Annotated in this window: 23 protein-coding genes; 14 read left to right on the forward strand and 9 right to left on the reverse strand. The window is 48.5% G+C overall.

What is annotated here, in order from left to right:
• The first annotated feature begins 9 nt into the window (after positions 1–9).
• The 3 genes from trmL (at position 10) to B0X71_RS05055 (ending at position 2069) form a co-directional block, all read left to right on the forward strand.
• Positions 10–483, forward strand: coding sequence for a tRNA (uridine(34)/cytosine(34)/5-carboxymethylaminomethyluridine(34)-2'-O)-methyltransferase TrmL (trmL, locus tag B0X71_RS05045; protein WP_077588408.1), 474 nt, complete (start codon positions 10–12; stop codon positions 481–483).
• Positions 484–781: 298 nt separating this feature from the next.
• Entirely contained in the window at positions 782–1108 is a 327-nt protein-coding gene (locus tag B0X71_RS05050) for a hypothetical protein (RefSeq protein ID WP_077588409.1), read from the forward strand.
• A gap of 130 nt (positions 1109–1238) precedes the next feature.
• Positions 1239–2069, forward strand: coding sequence for an aldo/keto reductase (locus B0X71_RS05055; protein WP_077590900.1), 831 nt, complete (start codon positions 1239–1241; stop codon positions 2067–2069).
• Positions 2070–2599: 530 nt separating this feature from the next.
• On the opposite strand, the gene B0X71_RS05065 is transcribed toward B0X71_RS05055, so the two are convergent.
• The 3 genes from B0X71_RS05065 to B0X71_RS05075 are packed head-to-tail and all read right to left on the reverse strand — an operon-like array spanning position 2600 to position 4385.
• Entirely contained in the window at positions 2600–3436 is an 837-nt protein-coding gene (locus B0X71_RS05065; protein WP_077588411.1) for an RluA family pseudouridine synthase, read from the reverse strand.
• A 52-nt stretch (positions 3437–3488) separates the two neighbouring features.
• Positions 3489–3959 carry a thioredoxin family protein gene (locus tag B0X71_RS05070; protein WP_077588412.1) on the reverse strand — a complete coding sequence of 157 codons (471 nt, stop codon included), beginning with the start codon at positions 3957–3959 and terminating at the stop codon, positions 3489–3491.
• Between the two features lie 3 nt (positions 3960–3962).
• Positions 3963–4385 (reverse strand): disulfide oxidoreductase, encoded by a 423-nt coding sequence (locus B0X71_RS05075; protein ID WP_077588413.1) that lies wholly within the window; start codon positions 4383–4385, stop codon positions 3963–3965.
• Positions 4386–4518: 133 nt separating this feature from the next.
• Between B0X71_RS05075 and B0X71_RS05080 the strand changes: the two genes are divergently transcribed.
• Complete coding sequence (locus B0X71_RS05080; protein WP_077588414.1) at positions 4519–6063, forward strand: carbon-nitrogen hydrolase family protein; 1545 nt, start codon at positions 4519–4521, stop codon at positions 6061–6063.
• Positions 6064–6139: 76 nt separating this feature from the next.
• Here the strand turns inward: B0X71_RS05080 and rsgA are convergent, their stop codons facing one another.
• Entirely contained in the window at positions 6140–7195 is a 1056-nt protein-coding gene (rsgA, locus tag B0X71_RS05085; RefSeq protein WP_077588415.1) for a ribosome small subunit-dependent GTPase A, read from the reverse strand.
• A gap of 354 nt (positions 7196–7549) precedes the next feature.
• On the opposite strand from rsgA, the gene B0X71_RS05090 reads away from it, so the two are divergent.
• The 3 genes from B0X71_RS05090 (at position 7550) to B0X71_RS20825 (ending at position 8276) form a co-directional block, all read left to right on the forward strand.
• Positions 7550–7786 carry a hypothetical protein gene (locus B0X71_RS05090; protein WP_077588416.1) on the forward strand — a complete coding sequence of 79 codons (237 nt, stop codon included), beginning with the start codon at positions 7550–7552 and terminating at the stop codon, positions 7784–7786.
• Between the two features lie 129 nt (positions 7787–7915).
• On the forward strand, positions 7916–8047 hold the full coding sequence (locus B0X71_RS21540) for a hypothetical protein (protein ID WP_269750101.1): 132 nt from the start codon (positions 7916–7918) through the stop codon (positions 8045–8047).
• Positions 8048–8102: 55 nt separating this feature from the next.
• Positions 8103–8276 carry a hypothetical protein gene (locus tag B0X71_RS20825; protein WP_156889796.1) on the forward strand — a complete coding sequence of 58 codons (174 nt, stop codon included), beginning with the start codon at positions 8103–8105 and terminating at the stop codon, positions 8274–8276.
• A gap of 179 nt (positions 8277–8455) precedes the next feature.
• Here B0X71_RS20825 and B0X71_RS05095 read toward each other — a convergent pair whose 3' ends face one another.
• Positions 8456–9334, reverse strand: a complete 879-nt coding sequence (locus tag B0X71_RS05095) for a cation diffusion facilitator family transporter (protein ID WP_077588417.1) — start codon at positions 9332–9334, stop codon at positions 8456–8458.
• A gap of 383 nt (positions 9335–9717) precedes the next feature.
• On the opposite strand from B0X71_RS05095, the gene kynU reads away from it, so the two are divergent.
• The gene (kynU, locus tag B0X71_RS05100) at positions 9718–10968 is read left to right on the forward strand and encodes a kynureninase (protein WP_077588418.1); all 1251 of its coding nucleotides are present in this window, start codon (positions 9718–9720) and stop codon (positions 10966–10968) included.
• A 2-nt stretch (positions 10969–10970) separates the two neighbouring features.
• The gene (locus B0X71_RS05105; RefSeq protein ID WP_077588419.1) at positions 10971–11591 is read left to right on the forward strand and encodes a cyclase family protein; all 621 of its coding nucleotides are present in this window, start codon (positions 10971–10973) and stop codon (positions 11589–11591) included.
• A gap of 76 nt (positions 11592–11667) precedes the next feature.
• Here B0X71_RS05105 and B0X71_RS05110 read toward each other — a convergent pair whose 3' ends face one another.
• Together B0X71_RS05110 and B0X71_RS05115 are read right to left on the reverse strand one after the other, a co-directional pair.
• Positions 11668–12102, reverse strand: a complete 435-nt coding sequence (locus B0X71_RS05110) for a phosphatase (RefSeq protein ID WP_077588420.1) — start codon at positions 12100–12102, stop codon at positions 11668–11670.
• A gap of 223 nt (positions 12103–12325) precedes the next feature.
• Complete coding sequence (locus B0X71_RS05115) at positions 12326–12838, reverse strand: universal stress protein (protein ID WP_077588421.1); 513 nt, start codon at positions 12836–12838, stop codon at positions 12326–12328.
• Between the two features lie 636 nt (positions 12839–13474).
• Here B0X71_RS05115 and B0X71_RS05120 point away from each other — a divergent pair.
• Positions 13475–15211: an ABC transporter ATP-binding protein gene (locus B0X71_RS05120; RefSeq protein WP_077588422.1), complete on the forward strand. Its 1737-nt coding sequence runs from the start codon at positions 13475–13477 to the stop codon at positions 15209–15211.
• Between the two features lie 2 nt (positions 15212–15213).
• On the forward strand, positions 15214–16977 hold the full coding sequence (locus B0X71_RS05125; protein ID WP_077588423.1) for an ABC transporter ATP-binding protein: 1764 nt from the start codon (positions 15214–15216) through the stop codon (positions 16975–16977).
• 99 nt (positions 16978–17076) lie between these two features.
• Here the strand turns inward: B0X71_RS05125 and B0X71_RS05130 are convergent, their stop codons facing one another.
• Positions 17077–17280, reverse strand: a complete 204-nt coding sequence (locus B0X71_RS05130) for a YheE family protein (RefSeq protein WP_077588424.1) — start codon at positions 17278–17280, stop codon at positions 17077–17079.
• Between the two features lie 104 nt (positions 17281–17384).
• On the opposite strand from B0X71_RS05130, the gene B0X71_RS05135 reads away from it, so the two are divergent.
• The 3 genes from B0X71_RS05135 (at position 17385) to B0X71_RS05145 (ending at position 19761) form a co-directional block, all read left to right on the forward strand.
• Positions 17385–18533, forward strand: coding sequence for a DUF445 domain-containing protein (locus B0X71_RS05135; protein WP_232336789.1), 1149 nt, complete (start codon positions 17385–17387; stop codon positions 18531–18533).
• Positions 18534–18547: 14 nt separating this feature from the next.
• Positions 18548–18895, forward strand: a complete 348-nt coding sequence (locus B0X71_RS05140) for a YlbF family regulator (protein WP_077588425.1) — start codon at positions 18548–18550, stop codon at positions 18893–18895.
• 86 nt (positions 18896–18981) lie between these two features.
• A complete protein-coding gene (locus tag B0X71_RS05145; RefSeq protein ID WP_077588426.1) occupies positions 18982–19761 on the forward strand; it encodes an enoyl-CoA hydratase in 780 nt (259 codons plus the stop codon).
• A 333-nt stretch (positions 19762–20094) separates the two neighbouring features.
• Here the strand turns inward: B0X71_RS05145 and B0X71_RS05150 are convergent, their stop codons facing one another.
• Positions 20095–20280 (reverse strand): YhzD family protein, encoded by a 186-nt coding sequence (locus B0X71_RS05150; RefSeq protein ID WP_077588427.1) that lies wholly within the window; start codon positions 20278–20280, stop codon positions 20095–20097.
• Between the last annotated feature and the right edge of the window lie 32 nt (positions 20281–20312).

Consider the following 20312-nt stretch of genomic DNA (forward strand, 5'->3'; position numbering starts at 1 on the left):
TGAAGATCATTGGCTATTCATGTTGTGCTGTATCAGCCGCTCATCCCGGCAAACACAGGAAATATCGCCCGGACATGTGCAGGAACGGGCGCAAAATTGCATCTCATCCGGCCGCTCGGGTTTTCAACAGACGATAAGATGCTAAAACGGGCCGGACTCGATTATTGGGAACACGTGGACATCACTTACTATGATTCCCTGCAGGAATTGTTCGACCGGTTCCCTGACGGCGAGTTTTATTATTTAACCAAGTTCGGCTCCAAGCCGCATACCACTTATGATTACTCCAGTCAGAAGAAAGACCATTTCTTCGTCTTTGGCCAGGAAACAAAAGGACTCCCGGCTGAAATTCGGGAAGCAAATCCTGACCGGGCGCTCCGCATCCCGATGAACGGCAATATCCGGTCACTGAATTTATCGAATACGGCGGCCATTCTAATCTATGAAGCGTTCCGCCAGCAGGGATACCCGGGACTGACATAAAAAAACCGGCACCCGTGCGATTCAGCGCACGGGTGCCGGTTTCAGTATTACCGGTCTTCTTCAGTTCCTTGTTTATCGTCATAGCCAGCAGTCAGGATGGCGGAAAGGAATGCGACGATTACACCGACCACAAGAACTGTATTCATAAGCGATGGCCTCCTTGTAATGTTGAGTCTACAGTTCAGTATAGCGCAGGCAAGGAGAAAAATAAACAAAACAACTGATAAGACTGTGGCGGATGCATGGCATCTTTCCCCGTATTCTTATATAGTAAAGGAAAAGAAAAGGAGGCAGGAATATGCGAACTGCAATTGCCCTTTTATGGCTGACCGGTATATTCGAAGCATTGCTCGGCATTCCGTTTTTTGGAGGCGCTTATGTGTTAAGCACCGGATGGACTGCACTTGGCATTATGTTTGTACTTCATGCAATCACCCTGTTTTTCTGCATTCGGGAACGCGCACCGAAAATCGGTCCGATTCTTGGACTGATCACAAGTCTGATCGCAGTCATTCCGGTTATTGGAATGATTATGCATTGGATTACAGCGGTTGTTCTGATTATGAGTGCCATTGCTGCCGGCAAGAATACAGAGCGGCGGACTATGACAAAAGATCAGTTATAATGATGGCAATCATCAGGGATGTCCGAGGTGTTCAATTCGGACATCCCTGATTCATGGGACTGTGAAAAGCTGATGAGTCGAATTTTTTGTTCCGGATTCGTACAATAAAGAAGAAGAAAGGATGAAGGCGATGAACTTATCTATTGATTCAATGAAAACACTGTCCAACGGTGTGGAAATGCCACGATTCGGTCTGGGGGTCTACAAAATGACGGACCGGGAAGAAGCGATCCAGGCAATGACCCATGCCCTTAAGACTGGCTACCGGGCAATCGATACGGCTTCATTGTATGAGAATGAACGAGAAGTCGGCGAAGCGGTTCGTGCATCCGGCATTAAGAGGGAAGAAGTTTTTATTACATCGAAAGTATGGAACAGTGATCAGGGTTACGATAATACACTCCGGGCATTCGAAACGACCCTGGAAAACCTTGGGTTCGATTACCTGGACTTGTACTTGACGCACTGGGCAGTTGAAGGAAAGTATCCGGATACATATCGGGCGATCGAAAGGCTGTATGAGGAAAAGCTGATTCGCGCGACAGGTGTGTCAAATCACCAGTCGCATCATTTGGAACGGATTTTTGCAACTGCGAATGTAAAACCGATGGTGAGTCAGATTGAGCTCAGCCCGCAGCTGACACAGGAAGATGTGCGTGCGTTCTGTAAGGAGCATGATATCGCAGTGACTTCGTGGTCACCGCTTGCAAGAGGAAGACTGCTGGAAGAACCGACATTGCGTCACATCGCTGAAAAATACGGCAAGTCAGCGGCTCAAATCATCATTCGGTGGCATCTGCAGAATGATTTGATTGTCATTCCGAAGTCCGTGACACCGTCCCGGATCGAAGAAAATGCCGATGTTTTTGATTTTGAATTATCCCTTCATGACATGGTGACAATCGACAGTCTGAACCGTGACGCGCGGACAGGTGCCGATCCGGATAATTTTGCTTTTTGACCTCTTAGTAAAAGAAGCTCGGTGAAGATGCAGTTGCAGGATAAGCAAAGGGGTTGTCCGAAAAGGTCAAAAGATTCGTTGACGGCACCTCCCGATCCGGGATGGGAAAACCGGACGCTTTCGGGACCACAGGAAGTGGTTCATGCAGCTGGCGCGACAGAACGTCGCGTTGCCAGCTGCCAGGACGGACGTCCGAGCCACCGCCGCTCATGCTTCGCGGTGAGGGTCTCAGCCATCCGTTCTTCCGCCGGAGTCGCCGGTTTCCTATTCACCCCGGCTTAAAAAACAGCGGCAGATCAGGAACGCACACATCTCTTTGATTCAGCGAACGGGATCAGCAACGGAAAAATTAAAAATGGCGGGAAGAGGACTGAAACCCTCTTCCCGCCTTTATGCATTCTGTCTGATTGTCTCCTTCAACTGGCCTGGCACGGAACACGGCGGAAGCCAGCGAACAGCAGCGGCAGAAGTCGTGCAGTAATGGAAGACCATCTAAGCAAGACAAACCTAAGGGCTTTTGGGACAGCCCCTTAATTTTGTGCAGTGAGTTTTTTGCCTGTGAAAGGATGGATAAATGTCATTCGGAACGCATGGAGCTTGTAGGTTCCGGCTGAATCGGCGGCTCCGCCATACAGTTCATCACCGGTAATCGGATGGCCGATGGAGGCAAGATGAACCCGAATCTGATGCGTTCTGCCCGTATCAAGCGTCAGCCGTAGTTCAGTTGTTCCCTTGCGGCGCGCTGTCACGCTGTAATGCGTAATGGCGGGCTGGCCGGAAGGTGAAATGTGGCGCCGGGTCGGATGGTGACGGTCCCGGCCAATAGGGGCTGTGATTGTTCCGCCATTCTTTTGGATATTCCCTTCAACTTCTGCCAGGTACTCCCGGGTGATTTGTCTGTCTTCGAGCATCCGGTCCAGTGCATTTTTGACAACCGGGTGTTTGGCGAACAGCACCAGGCCGGATGTACCTTGATCAAGCCGGTGCACGTGCTCGGCATAAGTTCCGCCATGAGCATGGACGTATCCAAGGACACCATTCAGCAATGTGCCGGATTGTCCAGGGTCATTCGGATGCGTCGGCATGCCTTTCGGTTTACAGGCAATGAGTAAATGATCGTCTTCAAATACAATCGATACATCAGGATTGGGTTCCGGAACATGGGGAGAGACAGTATCAGCCAATTGGATGACCACCGGTGTCCCGGCAGCAAGGGGTTCGTTCCAGCGGATCGGTGTTTCGTCCGCATCCAGGATTCCTTTTGCCATGCGGAGTTCATGTACTTGTTTTTTGCTGAGCCGCCACTCATCCCGAAGCAATTGCTCGACGGTTAATCCCTCTGTCTGAATCGTATAAGTCCATTTCATGTAATCACTCCTAAAAAACGGATCATGCGCCATGCACATGATCCATTCCGGTTTAATTCAGTACGATTTCGTCAAAGAACCGGCGGATGTTTCCTTCCGGCTGGGAACCTTCCCAGCGCGCAACTTCTTCGCCGTTTTCATAATGGACTAAGGTCGGTGTTCCTTGAATCGCATATTCATCCCAACCTTGTTCAAATTCCCAGAGATTGTACTGGTCAACTTCAACATCCATTTCTTCAGCGACCGGCATGAGGATCGGTGTGGTTTCCTGGCAATGCGGACAAGTCGGACTGAAATAATAAACCGTTGTCGGTTCACCGCTTGCGATTTTTTCATCCAGTTCATCCGGCAAGATGATGTTCTGGTAGTTTTCATCGTCCAGCTGGTCGATGGTTTCCTGTTTCAGGTCATCGGTTCCGTACGGATTACCTGCAAGTTTTTCTTCATTTGCTGCATTATTCAAAAATATCAACAGTACGAATATGGCTACCACCACAGCACCGATAATAAGCAGTTTTTTCATGAATTAGTCCTCCTTCAGTGTCTTCAGCACATAAATACTGGCACCAGCAATAATGCTAAACGCAATAAATGCAAGAAACGGGATGGTGATGAATCCAAACCAGTTGATATACTGGCCGGTACACGGCACCTGACCGCAGAAGCTGGCGGAATCCTGCAGGAAGGCAACTTTCTGAATGCCGTAATGATACAGGGAAATACCGCCTCCAGCCACAGACATGATCAGCGCTGTCAGTGCAATTCGCGGGTTTTTTTGAATATAGGCTACCCCCAACACAATTACGAGCGGATACATCAGTATACGCTGATACCAGCACAGTTCACACGGTAAATAATCGCGGACTTCCGAAAAATAAAGTGATCCCGCAGTGGCCACAAGTGCAGCTGCCCACATTAATAAGAGGGCATTTTCCTGGTGCTTCGTCATCTGTCTTCCTCCGTTTCAGCAAATCAATCCATTCTAAATTATAGTCTCCGCAGTGTCTGCAAGTAAAATAATTTTATTCGCAGGTCAAATTCCGCTATAATGAAGCGTGATCTTTTTGTAAAGGGGTGCTTTGATGGCTGAACAGTTTGATTTATCCGAATTTGAAGTAAGCATGATCATCCGCGAGATGACATTGATAGATGTGCCTGCCATTCTCGAAATGCAGAAGCACTGTTTTCCCGGCATGGTTCCGTGGAAAGAAGAGCAGCTGAGGAGTCATATTGATGTCTTCCCAGAAGGGCAACTGGTTGCGGAACTGGATGGAGAAGTCATTGGTTCCTGCTCGAGCCTCATTATAAATTTCGACGAGTACGATGACCGTCATTCGTGGGACGATGTAACGGATGAAGGATATATAACAAATCATAATCCCGATGGATATAATCTGTATGGGATTGAAGTGATGGTAAACCCTGAATACCGCGGGATGAAAGTCGGCCAGCGTCTGTACGAGGCAAGAAAAGAGCTGGCACGCGAGATGAACCTGAAATCTATCATCATCGGGGGCCGCATTCCGAATTACCATAAACATGCGGATGAGATGTCACCGCGTGAATATGTCGATGCCGTATCCCGCCATAAAATCTATGATCCAGTGCTGACGTTTCAGCTTATGAGCGGATTCCAGCTCATGCGCATCAATCCGAATTATTTGGAAGACGATCTGCAGAGTGGAACGTACGCGACATTGATGGAATGGAATAATGTCGATTACCGCCCGGTTTCAAAACGTCATTTCAAGACGAGCCTGCCCGTGCGGATCTGTGTTGTCCAGTATCAGATGCGGGCAATTTCCTCCTTCGAGGAACTGGCTAACCAATGTGAGTATTTCGTGGATGTGGCATCGGATGCACATTCCGACTTTGCCGTATTTCCGGAGATTTTCACGACCCAGCTCATGTCGTTCCTCAATGAACCATCACCGGGTCTTGCCGTAAGGAAAGTGACGGACTTCACTGAGCAGTATATCGAGATGTTCACAGATCTTGCTGTCCGCTATAACGTGAATATCATTGGCGGTTCCCATTTTGTGAAGGAAGAAAATGACGAAATTTACAACATCGCATACCTGTTCCGCCGGGATGGGTCAATCGAGAAGCAATATAAAATCCACATTACGCCAAATGAACGCAAATGGTGGGGGATTTCTGCCGGTGATTCGGTTCGTGTCTTTGATACAGACTGTGGTAAGATCGCCATCCAGATTTGCTATGATATCGAATTCCCTGAACTGGCGCGCATTGCGACAGACATGGGGGCAAATATCATCTTCACACCATTCTGTACAGAAGACCGCCAAGGCTATTTGCGTGTTCGTTATTGCTCGCAGGCCCGGGCTGTGGAAAATCAGATTTATACCGTAATTTCCGGCACGGTCGGGAACCTGCCACAGACGGAAAACATGGATATTCAGTATGCCCAGTCCGGCATCTTCGCTCCATCCGATTTTGAATTTGCCCGTGACGGTATCGTCGGGGAAACAAATCCGAATCTTGAGATGGTGCTGATCGGCGATGTGGACCTGGAAATCCTCCGGCGCCAGCGTCAGGCAGGCACTGTCAAGCAATTGCGTGACCGCCGTCATGACGTTTACCGCATTGAGTATATGAAAGACTGAGCAGTAAGCCGCTTCTTTTATAGAGGCGGTTTTTTGTATAAAAAAATCGTGCAGATCATAATCTGCACGACGTGGTTCAACGCTTTTTCACCGGACGTTTCCGATTATCTTTTGTGATTTGCTTCCATTTATTCCGTTCGGCTTTTTGAGCAGCAGCATCGTTCTTACGTTCGAGATGGGCAAGTTCCCGCTGTAATTTCACGTAGCTTAGGTACCGGTCAAGGGATAATGTGCCGTCAGTCAATGCTTCCTGAATTGCACAGCCTGGTTCATTCGTGTGGCCGCAATTCCGAAAGCGGCACATCTCCGCCAAATTTTCAATGTCTGAAAACCCGGCGCTTACGCCGCCTGAACTGTCCCATAGCTGAAATTCCCGCATGCCGGGCGTATCGATCAGCAGGCCGCCATCGGGCAGAAGAATCAGTTCCCGGTGGGTAGTCGTATGTCGGCCTTTACTGTCATCTGTCCGGATGTCCTGTACGGCCATGGCCTCATTGCCGGAAAGTGCATTGATCAATGATGACTTTCCAACACCTGAAGAACCCAGCAAGGCACCTGTTTTACCTGCGGAAAGCAGTTCCTGCAAGGAAGCGATTCCTTCACCGGTAATGCTGCTGACTGTGTGTACAGGCACGCCGAATGCCACGGTCTCAACTTCCTGAATGTAAGGTGTGGGATCCGGACACTGGTCTTTTTTCGTCAGGACAACGACCGGATTCGCTCCGGAATCCCATGCAGCCAGCAAATACCGTTCCAGCCGGCGAAGACTGAAATCGTGATTCAAGGACATGACGAGAAATACATAATCCACATTGACCACGATTAATTGGATTTCTGTTGTTTCGCCTGCAATTTTACGTGAAAACTGAGATTTTCGCGGCAGCACGGCATGGATGATTCCCCGTTCTTCGCCTGGCATCTGTTCCGCCATCACCCAGTCGCCGACTGCTGGAAACTCCTCACGTGTCCGCCCGTGCCGGTACTTGCCGGATACCGAACAGAGCCATTCGCCGTCATTGGTGACGACCCGGTACAAATGCTTATGTTCAAGTAAAATCCGCCCCGGCTGCCCGGGTGCTGAAATTTGGGGTAAATGGTTGTCTGTCCAGCCATATTGTTCAATTCGATTCAATGTGATTTCCTCCTGTTAACTGAATGTGAAAAACCCATGGCTGCACAAATCGCAGTCCATGGGTTTTCCTCAGTCAACCGGTATTCTTCGCATAGAGAAGAAGCGTATCAGAAACGATACACGGCAGGGAATAGCATGTGCTGGATTTGCGTCTTGTTCTGAACAACTGCACAATTAACCACTGATGCAATAGCCATAATTCCCCACCTCTTTCTTCTTAAGATAAATCAAACATACTGTACGGTGTGCAGTGTGTCAAGGACCAAAATGAAAAAAACAGCGGATTGTTTACCGGGAAATGCAGCGGGTATAAATCTGTATGGAATACAGGGCCGATAGAAAGGGGTGTTTGGATTGGCGGAAGCTAAATGGATCCGGCTTGGTGCTGCAGCTTTTCTCTCAATGGGATTTCTTGCAGGCTGTGCTGAAGGAGACGAACCGGTTGAAGAAGAGCCGGTGGAAGATGAAGTGACAGAAGATGAAACAGTTGAAGATGAAAATGTGGAACTTGAAGAAGAGGCAGGTACTGAAGGGGAAGAAGAAGGAGAAGTCATCAACGAAGGTGAAGACGAGGAAGAGGTCATCGAGTAGGACCAGAGAAATGCTATGAAAATCACGTTTAGAAATGCGCAACTTGGGAAATACATGTTGTAGGAAAGCCTAATATTTATTTCGCGAAATAAATATTAGAAAAACTGATTATTCGAAGGAGGATTTTTTATGTGGAAATCAAAATGGGCACGACTTGCAGCAGTAGGTTTTGTATCAATCGGCGTACTTGGTGCTTGTGCTGAAGAGGAACCTGTCGAAGAAGAAGAAGTGCTTGAAGAGGAAGAAGAAGTAGTAGAGTAAGCGAGATGAGGACTGGGGCCATGCCGGCCCTTTTTTTTATCAGGAAGTTGAAAGGATGATTGCAGTGGTAAAAGCCAAATGGATGAAATTAGGAGCTGCGGCAGTTCTTTCAATGAACGTGCTTGCCGCCTGCGGAGACCCGGGCGAACAGGAAGAGGTTGATGTCCCGGAAGTCGATGATGATGAAGAGGTTGAAGAAGAAGTGGAAGAAGATCCGGACGCAGAATAATAGACCATCAAGAAAGGGCCGCAAATGGCCCCTTTTTTAATGGCAGGAAACAGCACGTTGCGGAACGCAAGGGGAAGCCCAGTCAGTTCGTGCCAAACTGACAGCATTGGCGGACAGCCGGGAGTTCCTGCTCTGAACCGTTTGCCCGCACACTAAGTGAGGAGGGGACTGCGGGTCCATTATTCCTCCTGCGGGAAGAAAGGCTCAATATGCACATGAATAATGCAGGCGGGATTTACCCGATGAATTTTTTGTTCGATTTCTTCTGTAATGCGATGACTCTGCACAACATTTAAAGAAGGATCAACTTCAACAGTCAAATCGACAAACATTGTATTGCCATGTGTGCGACCTTTGAAGTCCCGCAGCACCAACACACCCGGAACTTTGCGGATCAGAAAAGATAATGTCTCCACTTCATCTTCATCAAATCCGTCTGTCAGCGCATGAACTGCTTCCCTGAAAATATCCACGGCTGTTTTAAGGATAATGAGTGCAACCAGTATAGCTGTGATGGCATCAAGAATCGGAAAACCTAAAACGGCACCCGTAATACCGATTCCGGCTCCGATTGAGACAAGTGCATCCGAGCGATTATCATATGCAGCGGCTTTAACTGCTGAACTGTCAATTTGCCTGCTGAGCTTAATATTAAAGCGGTACACACCATACATAATAACTGCACTGAAAAAAGCGACAGCAGCAGTAAAGAAAGAAGGGATTTCATCGGTCGGATGCAGTAAGTTCATGAAAGCTGAATACAGTACCTGCAATCCGATCAGTCCCATGACGAAAGACGCAAACAACGAGGAAATGGTTTCGGCCCGCAAGTGTCCGTAATGATGATTCTCGTCAGGTGGCCGCTGGGATATCCGGAGACCGATCAGAACAGCGACAGATGCGATGATGTCTGACAAGTTATTGAATCCATCCGCCCGCAGTGCTTCTGAATCTCCGGTGTAGCCGGCAATCAGCTTGACAGCACTCAAAAAAAGGTAAGCTCCGATCGACAGCCAGGCTCCTTTTTCCCCTTTGCGTAAATTTTCATACTGGTCCATCAGGATTTCCTCCTTTCAATATCGGCTGACATATGAAAACGGCTCACTAAGGAGCCGTTTTCAGCAAATCATCGTACTAGAGGTCATACTGTTTATCATAGAAGATTTGAAGCGGAAAAACAAATATGTCAAACATAGAAATGGACCATTAGATAATCAACGAACAGTGAAAACGGCTCAGCAATAAGAAGGATATACACATAGAAATTTTATAAGTATCGCTGATGCTGTCCCTGTTTCATTTGGTGGGCCGGCTGATTTCCCGATTGCAGTTGCGGCAGTTGGAATGGTAGTCTGATTTAGACGGCTGTCGGGGATAACTTACGCTTCACGACGGTGCTTGGTGCTTGTTATAGGCAGTTATAGGATAAGGAGGAACAGGAATGAACGCAGTGAAGTATGACCAGCAGGATAGGCTTGCCCGCTTCAAACAGGAGTTTTTTCAGGCCGAGGGCCAGATTTACCTGGACGGAAATTCGCTTGGTCTAATGTCTGCAAGCGCAGAACGGAAATTACTGGAGCTCAGCGAAAGCTGGAAACAGCTCGGCATTGACGGCTGGACCGAAGGAGAGCATCCATGGTTTACGCTTTCTGAAGAATTGAGCACGCGTATAGCTCCGCTTGTCGGCGCGCGGGCGAATGAAGTAATGGTGACCGGATCGATCACCGTAAATATTCATCAATTGCTTTCATCGTTGTTTCAGCCTGATAAGGGGCGTTCAGTCATTTTAACAGACGAATTGAATTTCCCTTCAGATATTTACGCGGCGGAAAGTCATTTGCGCCTCAGAGGTCTTGACCCGCAGGTATTCTTGCGGAAGATCGGCAGCCGTAACGGAGCTGTCCTGGCGGAAGAAGATATTCTGGATGCGCTTACGGAAGATGTTGCAGTCGTACTGTTGCCTTCTGTTCTGTACCGGAGTGGCCAATTGCTGCCGATGCGGCGGATTACAGAAGCGGCACATAAAAAAGGCATTCTTGTGGGATTTGACCTTGCTCATTCAATCGGTGCCATGCCGCATAACCTCCATGATGATGGAGTGGATTTTGCCGTATGGTGCCATTATAAGTACATGAACGCCGGTCCGGGGTCCGCTGGCGGCCTCTACATCCATGAACGCCATCACGGCCGGCAGCCAGGGCTGAGCGGCTGGTTCGGATCAGATAAGACGAAGCAATTCGATATGGACCATACTTTCGTAAAAGCGAAAGGGGCAGGCGCTTATCAGATCGGCACACCGCATATCTTCAGCACAGCGCCGCTTGTGGGAAGCATTGAACTATTTGAAGAAGCGGGCATGGATGAAATTCGAGAAAAATCTCTGGCGCTGACCCGGTTCATGCGTGAATTCGCTGCTGAGCGTTTACCTGAATTAAAAACAATCACGCCTGAAGCAGATATAGAGCGCGGCGGCCATATTGCATTTATACACGAAGAAGCAGCCAGAATCTGCAAAGCACTGAAAGCGGATGGGGTTGTACCGGACTTCCGCGCACCGAATGTTATCCGGTTGGCACCCGTCGCTCTCTATACATCATTCACTGATGTGGAAGAAGCGATGAAACGCTTGGAGCGGATCATGAAAGAAGAGCGGTACAAGAACTTCACAAATGAACGAAATGTGGTGGCATAACAATGAAAATTTGGGATATTACAATGCAATTGAGTGACCGGACGGCTGAGTGGCCGGGCGATATACCGTTCAGCTATCAGACAACGGCGACAATTGAACAAACCGGTTCTGTCAACGTTGGTGAAATCCATATGAGCACACATAACGGCACGCATATCGATGCGCCATTTCATTACGATAATAAAGGAATCAAAGTACACGAACTGCCGCTTGATATTTATATCGGTAAAACAGCAGTCGTTGATGTGACGGGGGAGAAGCGCATAACGGACCGTCATCTCACAGCAGCAGCCGGGAAAGGGGTAACGGCCATATTCCTGAAAACCGGCGGCTGGCCGGACCGCAGCAAGTTTCCATCTGACTATCCCGTCTATGATGATTCCATAGCGGCATGGATGGAAGAAAACAAAGTTCTATTGCTTGGCGTCGAAACACCTTCGGTCGACCCGGAAACGAGTAAGGATTTACCGATGCACCAGGCAATGAACAAACACAAGCGATTTATTCTCGAAGGAATTGTATTGGATGAAGTGCCGGCAGGGATTTATGAGTATGCCGCACTTCCGCTGAATATTGCTGGAAGTGACGGCAGTCCGGTGAGGGCTGTTCTGTTTGAAAAATGACTTCCGCTGTCTTGTCTTGAATTAAAGTGAAAACAGAACAAAAAAACACCTTCACCGGTTGGACGGGTGAAGGCAGCTACATGTACTGGAATCTGAAAACAGGTTCCAGTTTTTTTACGTTCTGGGCAATTTCATCGCATACTTCCTGATAAAGGACCCATTTCTCAATTTCATCGTTCGTGCGTAAGGCGGGATTACAGATATCCCATAGCAGCAAATTGCTTTCAGGCAGGTCAGGAGGCAAATCCAACTGCTCGTATTCACTGTCATACAGGACGATTACTAAATCAGCTCCGCCCACTTCCATCGGATTATATGGTGTTAGCCGGATTTCCGGAAAATCCAGCAATATTTCTTGCATGATTTCGATTGTTGTATTATCCCATATAGGCTGCTTCCATGCTGCACTGCGGATTTCCCAATCAGGCAACCGCAGACAGTTAGCCCAAATTTCTGCCATCATACCGCGTTGCTGATGGGAAGACAGAAAATAAACGGTGTGTTTGTTCATGGCTGTTCCCTACTTCCTCGCTAATTAGCAGAATGAGTGAAAGGGATGCAAGGAAATGTGCTTCTTGCTTCTCTTTAGTAATGTTTACCCATCATACGTAATTTAAATCTCATAAAAGCATTGTTTTTATGTATTTTTTCGTGAACTTTTACAAAATGGTAACAATTGTATCAGAGGAACAGGATGAATAGGAAAAGCCCAGCAACAATCTGCTGGGCTGAAATCATTTGACGATCATGACAGAACACGGTGATTCTTTCAGCACTTTTTCACTGACCGACCCGACGAAGAACTTCTGAAGTCCTGATTTTCCGCTGTTTCCAACAATCAGCAGGTCGGTATGCTGTTCTTCTGCAAATGCCGGAATGGTCTTCTCTGGATTTCCTTCGATCGCCAGGACATCTCCTTCAATATGCTGTTCTTCAAGCTGCTGCTGGATGCTGTAATGCATACTTTTTGCATAATCACGCGGAGCGCCCGGCGTGCTGTCTCCATCGAACTCGGCCCCGATTTCAGGAGGCATATAGCGCGTGTAGGCTCCATCGGCTATAGGTGTCATTCCTTGAATCGTTGCACCCTCCGGAACGGCATGGGCTACGTTTTCATGCGTTTCTTCATTGACGTAAATTACAGTCAGTCTCGCTTTGGGCATAACCTTTTTCAGCTGAATCGCCTGATCAAGTGCTTTTCGGGCTCCTGAAGAACCATCAAAGCCCACTGCAATGTGATTAAACATTCATTTCACCTCTCTTTACCGTTTGCTGACTAATACTTATTACTTGTTAATTACCCTTGCCTAGAGTGGTAAAAACATTAGAAAACTAACTGAAAAATGACCGATTTCAAATAACTGTTGACATTTAAAAAAAGGCAATGGTAGGCTGAAACTAATAAATCAGAAAGAAGGGAGCGTTTAACCATGAAAAAAGTACTTATCCAGAACATCGTACAATCGCATATGTTAAACCTGCCTGAATCTGTCCGGACAATTATTTCGTAAAACGTTTGTTTCGAAAACAGAAGTAAAAGGCAGGGAATCCACCTGCATTTTTTTGCTGCCTGCGCATGCCGAAAATCGGTATGCGCTTTTTTAATGCCAGCTTCGGCTGTTCATATAGATCTATATGCTGTCTGTGCGTGTTGCCAGCAGGAAAACTGTCAATTTGGATAGAGCGCAGCTATTTCTTACAACAGTTCCGCTGTTTATCTATAACTTTGCGGAACCAGCCACGTCAATTAACAGAGAAAAGCGAAAAACTTAAAATCAAAGGAGATGCGGAAGATGAATAAAGTACAAACACGAAAAATGATGATCAAGGAATCGCTTGAAGGAGACTAGTGGAACTGGAAACAGGAAAGAAGGAAAACATATATGTTTAGCGTATTAGGAAAATTAGGATGGTTTTTTAAAGAAAATTGGATCCGTTATTCCATCGCAGTCGGGCTGCTGCTGATTGCGAATGTCATTGAAGTGGTTCCGCCCTGGCTGATCGGAGCTGCCATCGATGAAATCGCAAGAGGGGAACTGACGCAGGGACTGCTTTGGGAGTATATCGGATTGCTTGCGCTGGCTCTCGTGCTCGCGTATGTTACAAACTTCGTCTGGCAGCATCAGTTATTCGGCGGTGCATACGTCATCGAACGGAAACTTCGGTCGAATCTGATGCGGAAGTTCCTTGGCATGTCGCCTGGATTCTATGAAAAGAACAGAACGGGCGATTTGATGGCCCGGGCAACCAATGACTTGCGGGCTGTATCGGAGACAGCCGGATTCGGTATTTTGACTTTAGTCGATTCGACACTGTTCATGGGTACACTGATTGTGGCCATGGGAATAATTGTGTCATGGAAACTGACATTCGCAGCACTGCTTCCGCTGCCGATACTTGCGGTGATGATGCAAATCCTCGGCAAACGGATTCATGAACGCTACACCGTAGCACAAGATGCCTTCGGCGAGATGAATGACAGTGTACTGGAATCCATTTCCGGTGTCCGGGTTGTTCGAGCGTATGTTCAAGAACGGGCTTCTGAACAAGAATTTGCAGCAATGACAGAAGATGTCTTCAGCAAGAATATGGCAGTTGAACGAATCGATGCCCTCTTCATGCCAATCATGCGGGTGCTGACGTCAGTCAGTTACATGATCGGCCTCGGGTATGGTGCATTTCTAGTCGCAGCCGGGACTATCACGCTCGGAGATCTGGTCACGTTCAATGTGTATCTCGGTATGATTGTCTGGCCGATGTTTGCAATCGGAGAACTTATCAATATTATGCAGCGCGGTAACGCATCACTGGACCGGGTGACAGAAACGCTTGAAGCGAAAGAAACCGTGCAGGATCCGGTCAAGCCGCGCGTGATTGAACGGCCGGAACAGCTCGGGTTTAATGATGTGCATTTCACGTATCCAACGTCGAGCTCCATTAACCTGCATGGCATTAACCTGGCACTTAACAGCGGACAAACGCTTGGTATTGTCGGGAAAACCGGCAGCGGGAAGACGACATTCGTAAAACAGCTGCTACGGGAATATCCGCTTGGTGAGGGGACAATTTCGTTCAATGGCATAGGCCTGAACGAGTTGTCAAAAGCCCGTCTGCGCGGCTGGGTCGGCTACGTGCCGCAGGATCATGTACTGTTTTCACGTTCAGTTCGCGCGAACATTCTGTTTGGCAAGCCGGATGCGTCAGATGAAGAAATTCGGGAAGCGATTCGTCTGGCTCATTTTGAACGGGATCTGGAAATGCTGCCGCAAGGGCTTGATACACTCGTCGGCGAAAAAGGTGTTGCATTATCCGGTGGTCAGAAGCAGCGGATTTCCATTGCGCGAGCCTTGATCAAAAATCCGGAAATCCTGATTCTTGATGATTCACTGTCGGCAGTCGATGCAAAAACTGAAGCGCAAATCATTGAGAACATTCAACAGGAGCGGGCAGGAAAAACAACGATCATTACGACACACCGGCTGAGTGCAGTCCAGCATGCCGATTGGGTGGTCGTTATGGATGACGGGAAAGTCATTGAAGAAGGCACCCATGAGCAGTTGGTCTCCAAAGGCGGCTGGTACTATGAACAATTCCTCCGCCAGCGAATTGAGGAGGTGTAATTATGGGGACAGGAAAACGATTAGTCAAGTACGCGTTAACATTCAAAAGAACATTATATACCGGACTCGCACTGCTGGCTGTTGCAGTAGCAGGTGATCTGGCGGGTCCGCTGATCGCAAAAGAAATCATTGACGGACCGATTGCTGAAGCGGAAGATGGCACGCTTAACTTCGAGCCGATCGCTTACTTGCTTGCCTGGTTTTTCGGGCTAGCCGCCGTGGCGGCAGTATTCCGCTACGGCCAGTATCTCTTATTGCAGACGACGGCGAACCGGGTCATTCAAAAAATGCGCAATGACGTGTTCCAGCATGTTCAGACATTGCCGATCCGGTACTTTGATAACCTGCCGGCCGGCAAAGTAGTTGCCCGCATTACGAATGACACAGAAGCAATCCGGGAATTGTATGTCACGGTGCTGTCTCAATTCGCTACGAGCTTCATGTATATGGCGGGTATTTACGCGGCGCTTTTCTACCTGGACTGGCGTTTGGCGTCCATTACACTGGTGCTGGTTCCGTTATTATATGGCTGGATGCTGTTTTACCGGCGCTATGCCGCAAAATATAATCATGTCGTCCGGCAAAAGATTTCTGACTTGAATGCAATGGTCAATGAGGCTATTCAAGGAATGACGATCATTCAGGCATTCCGGCGGGAACAGCAGATGCAGGATGAGTTCGAGGAAATGAATAATACCCATTTCCGTTATCAGAACAAATTGCTGTTACTGGAAGCGGCGACTTCCCATAATCTTGTCGGTGTACTGCGCTCAGCGACATTTGTGCTGTTCATCTGGTATTTCGGTGGCGCGGCATTGAATGCGGAATCGGTCGTGACGGTCGGGGTGCTTTACGCTTTCGTCGATTACATCATCCGGCTGTTCAATCCGATCTCCGGTGTGGTCAACCAGTTTGCAAAGTTGGAACAGGCGTTGGTGGCAGCGGAGCGGGTATTCAGGCTCCTGGACAGGGAAGGCGAGCCAGTCGCTGATGAAAAAGTGGCACGCTATCGGGGCAATGTGCGGTTTGAAGATGTGTGGTTCGCCTATAAAGATGAAGAGTACGTGCTGAAGAACATTTCCTTCCAGGCGAAACAAGGACAGACGGTGGCGCTCGTCGGCCATACGGGCTCAGGTAAAAGCTCGATTATCAATCTGCTGTTCCGCTTCTATGATTCGACGAAAGGCAAAATCACGATAGATGGGACAGATATCACATCATTGAGCCGCCAGGCTATCCGGGATCATATGGGGATTGTGCTACAGGATCCATATTTATTCACCGGGACAATCGAGTCGAACATCACACTCGGGGATAAGCGTGTCACGCGAGCTGCTGCTGAAAAAGCATTGACGGATGTCGGTGGTGAGCGGGTGCTGAATCACTTGCCGAAAGGGTTGGATGAGCCGGTAGTCGAGAAAGGCAGCACGTTGTCGTCAGGTCAGCGGCAATTGATTTCCTTCGCCCGGGCGCTTGCATTTGATCCGGCTATCCTGATTCTGGATGAAGCGACATCGAATATCGACACGGAAACCGAAGAAATCATCCAGCATGCGATGGAAGTATTGAAAAAAGGGCGGACAACATTCGTCATCGCCCACCGGCTGTCCACGATCCGATCAGCGGATCAGATTATTGTGCTCGACCGCGGGGAAATCGCGGAAGCCGGAACCCACGAAGAGTTGATGAAATTGAAAGGCCGCTACTACCAGATGTACCTGATCCAGTCAGGGACACCCGGCGGAGAAGCACAGCCGGTCGGATAAGCCGCAGGACAATTCCTTTTAATCAAACTGCCTCTTGTCTATAATAATAGATACGGATGCAGCGCAAGACTAAAAAAGCGCCGGGAACTTCCCGGCGCTTTAGTCGTATACATGGAAGAGCATCAGCTCATGAATCATTTTTTTGACCTTTTCTTCATCAGCCGGTGCTTCAGAAAGCCAGGTAATGGTCCCGTCCGGATGATACTCGCCTTCAATGCGTTTGCTGTTGTAGAAAAACGAAATCGTCCAGCCGGGCAGCTGGCCGTTATCGAACATGGATCTGTATTTAAAGTGCTGCAACATGGCGTCTTCCACCTCCAATCTTTATTATAGGCCGGACAGCCATGGAAATCTATAGCTTCGGCAGGAGGAAAGCCGGAGCAATTGATGGAAGAGAGTGAATTGTTTTGGAGTTATTATGGTTACTGCTGTTTATGGGACTGATCGGTGCACTGATCGGCGGCTTTACAAATCACATTGCCATCAAGATGCTTTTTCGGCCATATGAGGCAAAGTATATCGGCGGACGTCGCCTGCCGTTTACGCCGGGGCTGATTCCGAAACGCCGGGATGAACTGGCACGGCAGCTTGGAAAGACCGTTGTGGAACACTTGCTGACACCGGAGACATTCAAAAAGCGTTTCTTTAATGACGCGATGCGGGAGCGGCTGGCTGGCTGGGCTGAGCGACAGCTGGCAGCGCATGTATTCAAAAGCCCGAGAACGTTCCGTGAATGGTTTCAGCTTGCCGGCCAGACGGAAGTCGATACGAAGGCGGAGCAACGTATTGATTCGTTTATCAATCAGCAATTTCTCCAGCTGGCCGCTTTTATCGAAGGAAAGACCGTCCGGGAATTGATGCCGGATTTGTTGAAAGCGGAAGTGGAGCAGCGGGTTGATGATGCTGCACCTTACGTGATCGACAGGGGGATCGAGTTTTTTGCTTCCGCTGACGGACGGGCGGCGATCCGTTCACTGATCGATGAATTCCTGGCAACCCGGGGACGCTTCGGTCTCATGCTGCAATCGTTATTCGGGGAATCGGAATCTCTTGTGGACCGGGTGCAGCAGGAAATGATTAAGTTCCTGACGGCGCCTAATACAGAAGTGATTCTTGGTGCCCTGATCAGGAAGGAATGGGAGAAGTTTCTCGATAAGCGGGCGGATGCCTTGTTCGGCCAAGCCGATCTCATGCCGGCAGTGGATTCCGTGAAGACACTGGTCAAAAAGAAAGCCGCTATTTCGGCGCGTCTGGACCTTACTGTTGCACAAGCGTGGCCAAAAGGCTTAGAATGGACCATGCACAATCTTATCCCGACGGCCCTGGATTCCCTGTTTGTGCAAGGGGAAGCGAAACTGGAAGAAATGATTCAGAAAATCAACATGGAAGAGATGGTCCGGGAACAAGTGGATTCTTTTCCGCTGAACCGGATAGAAGACCTGGTTCTGGGCATTTCACGTCGGGAATTTAAGATGATCACGGTATTGGGCGCAGTTCTTGGCGGTGTTATTGGACTCGTGCAGGGGTTACTCGTTCAGCTGATGAATATGATTTGAAAGGGGAGAGGAAGATGACAGTAAATATTTATGATGACATCAACAAATTGGAAAGCACATTCCGCCAGACGGAGGAATACAAGAACCTGGAACAGGCAGTGGAAACGGTGACGGCAGATAAAGAAGCAGCAGAATTGTTCCGTACATTCCGCGATTTGCAAGTAAGCTTGCAGGAAAAGCAGATGCAAGGGGAAGAAATTTCAGGGGAAGAAATGGAATATGCTCAGAAAACAGCCCAGCTTGCGCAGCAAAATCCGAAAATTCTCGGTATGCTGGAAGCAGAGATGGCACTGAGCCGGATCATGGATGAAGTGAATCAGGCTATGACCCGTCCGATTCAGTCTCTTTATGAAAAAATGTAAGGAATTTAAAGGATTTCTTTAAAAGGCACCGAATCTGTAAAGATGAATGGTAATTCATTTTTACGGAGAGAGGTGTCTTTTTCTTTATGTATGAAACAATCGAGTTAACAAAAGAAGGGCGGATTGCCCGGCTGGTGCTGAACCGGCCAGCTTCCATGAATGCCATGAATACAGTGATGATGAAAGAGATAGCGGATTGCCTGGAATCACTCCATGCGGACAATTCGGTTCAAGTGCTGATCATCAGCGGAAGCGGCCGTGCATTCTCGGCAGGGGGCGATATAAAGGCGATGCTGGATACGGAGAACCCGATGGACTTCGGTCCGGCCATGGAAAACGTCTCAAGGCTGGCCCGTGCCCTGTACACGCTGCCGCAGATTTCAGTCGCCGCTGTGCACGGAGCAGCAGCCGGTCTGGGCTTTAGCATGGCGCTCGCCTGTGATCACTTGATCGCGGAAGAAAACAGCAAACTTGCCATGAATTTCATCGGAATCGGGCTGGTACCGGATGGCGGGGGTCATTTCTTTATGAAAGAGCGGGTAGGTGTACCGAAAGCAAAGGAATTGATCTGGAGCGGCCAAGTGATGAAAGCCCATGACGCGTTGGCAAAAGGGCTTATAGACGAAGTGACCGCTGAAGGGAAGGTTCAGGAACAGGCGGAAGCATATGCGGAATACATATTAGCCGCGCCGGTCCGGGCAATGCTTGCTTCCAAACGGATTTTACACAGTCAGAAACTGGAGGAATTGGAGCAGGTTTTAGCGATGGAAGCAGAGACGCAAGGCGACATGCGTACTTCGGCAGATCATATGGAGGGAATTAAGGCTTTCACAGAAAAGCGGAAACCGAAATTCGAAGGGAAATAAGAAAAGTGTAGCGAGCAGTCTGAGGAACGCAACCTAAAAGTACAACATCCTGTCGTAACGGTTGCATGACCCACATCCTGTGGGCCTCCGACGCCTGAGTTGGAACCCGCGACAGCGAAATGCTCCTGTGCAAGCCCGTCGCAAAGACAGGGGGCAAATGACATATGCCCCCTGTCTTTCCTGATTTCGTAAAAGCGGGTGAAACGAGGGTGCGGGCTGGAGTCTGGACACAAAAAATTACAGACACGAGATTGATAGTGCAGCGAATTTATATACTTTCTCTTTCTTTAAAAAATCTGCGGAGGAAGCATTCTTCCTCCGCAGATTTTTTGTTTACGGGTGAAACAGCAGCAATTTGCCTTCGGGCGAACCCAAGCGATGCGTCTGATGCAGAAGTTCATTTTCTTCCAGTAGCTTCCGGCCGATGCTCTGCGCTTCCTTGTCGTCAGGAGCCGTGAAGGTTTCCTCAAGCAGCAATTTCCCGGTCCGCTCGAAGGCGGTCAATTTATACGTTTTCATGACTGAACTTCCTTTCTGAATGGTTATTCATT

This window comes from Planococcus lenghuensis (assembly GCF_001999905.1).
Taxonomy (GTDB): domain Bacteria; phylum Bacillota; class Bacilli; order Bacillales_A; family Planococcaceae; genus Indiicoccus; species Indiicoccus lenghuensis.

What these genes read in the sequence shown, in the direction of transcription:
- B0X71_RS05140 (WP_077588425.1), top strand. Translation starts at nt 18,548, where the DNA reads ATGACAGTAAATATTTATGATGACATCAACAAATTGGAAAGCACATTC.
- B0X71_RS05150 (WP_077588427.1), bottom strand. Translation starts at nt 20,280, where the DNA reads ATGAAAACGTATAAATTGACCGCCTTCGAGCGGACCGGGAAATTGCTG.
- B0X71_RS05125 (WP_077588423.1), top strand. Translation starts at nt 15,214, where the DNA reads ATGGGGACAGGAAAACGATTAGTCAAGTACGCGTTAACATTCAAAAGA.
- B0X71_RS05080 (WP_077588414.1), top strand. Translation starts at nt 4,519, where the DNA reads ATGGCTGAACAGTTTGATTTATCCGAATTTGAAGTAAGCATGATCATC.
- B0X71_RS05110 (WP_077588420.1), bottom strand. Translation starts at nt 12,102, where the DNA reads ATGAACAAACACACCGTTTATTTTCTGTCTTCCCATCAGCAACGCGGT.
- B0X71_RS05120 (WP_077588422.1), top strand. Translation starts at nt 13,475, where the DNA reads ATGTTTAGCGTATTAGGAAAATTAGGATGGTTTTTTAAAGAAAATTGG.
- B0X71_RS05070 (WP_077588412.1), bottom strand. Translation starts at nt 3,959, where the DNA reads ATGAAAAAACTGCTTATTATCGGTGCTGTGGTGGTAGCCATATTCGTA.
- B0X71_RS21540 (WP_269750101.1), top strand. Translation starts at nt 7,916, where the DNA reads ATGTGGAAATCAAAATGGGCACGACTTGCAGCAGTAGGTTTTGTATCA.
- B0X71_RS05075 (WP_077588413.1), bottom strand. Translation starts at nt 4,385, where the DNA reads ATGACGAAGCACCAGGAAAATGCCCTCTTATTAATGTGGGCAGCTGCA.
- B0X71_RS05130 (WP_077588424.1), bottom strand. Translation starts at nt 17,280, where the DNA reads ATGTTGCAGCACTTTAAATACAGATCCATGTTCGATAACGGCCAGCTG.
- kynU (WP_077588418.1), top strand. Translation starts at nt 9,718, where the DNA reads ATGAACGCAGTGAAGTATGACCAGCAGGATAGGCTTGCCCGCTTCAAA.
- B0X71_RS05055 (WP_077590900.1), top strand. Translation starts at nt 1,239, where the DNA reads ATGAACTTATCTATTGATTCAATGAAAACACTGTCCAACGGTGTGGAA.
- B0X71_RS05050 (WP_077588409.1), top strand. Translation starts at nt 782, where the DNA reads ATGCGAACTGCAATTGCCCTTTTATGGCTGACCGGTATATTCGAAGCA.
- B0X71_RS05105 (WP_077588419.1), top strand. Translation starts at nt 10,971, where the DNA reads ATGAAAATTTGGGATATTACAATGCAATTGAGTGACCGGACGGCTGAG.
- B0X71_RS05115 (WP_077588421.1), bottom strand. Translation starts at nt 12,838, where the DNA reads ATGTTTAATCACATTGCAGTGGGCTTTGATGGTTCTTCAGGAGCCCGA.
- B0X71_RS05065 (WP_077588411.1), bottom strand. Translation starts at nt 3,436, where the DNA reads ATGAAATGGACTTATACGATTCAGACAGAGGGATTAACCGTCGAGCAA.
- B0X71_RS05145 (WP_077588426.1), top strand. Translation starts at nt 18,982, where the DNA reads ATGTATGAAACAATCGAGTTAACAAAAGAAGGGCGGATTGCCCGGCTG.
- B0X71_RS05095 (WP_077588417.1), bottom strand. Translation starts at nt 9,334, where the DNA reads ATGGACCAGTATGAAAATTTACGCAAAGGGGAAAAAGGAGCCTGGCTG.
- B0X71_RS20825 (WP_156889796.1), top strand. Translation starts at nt 8,103, where the DNA reads ATGATTGCAGTGGTAAAAGCCAAATGGATGAAATTAGGAGCTGCGGCA.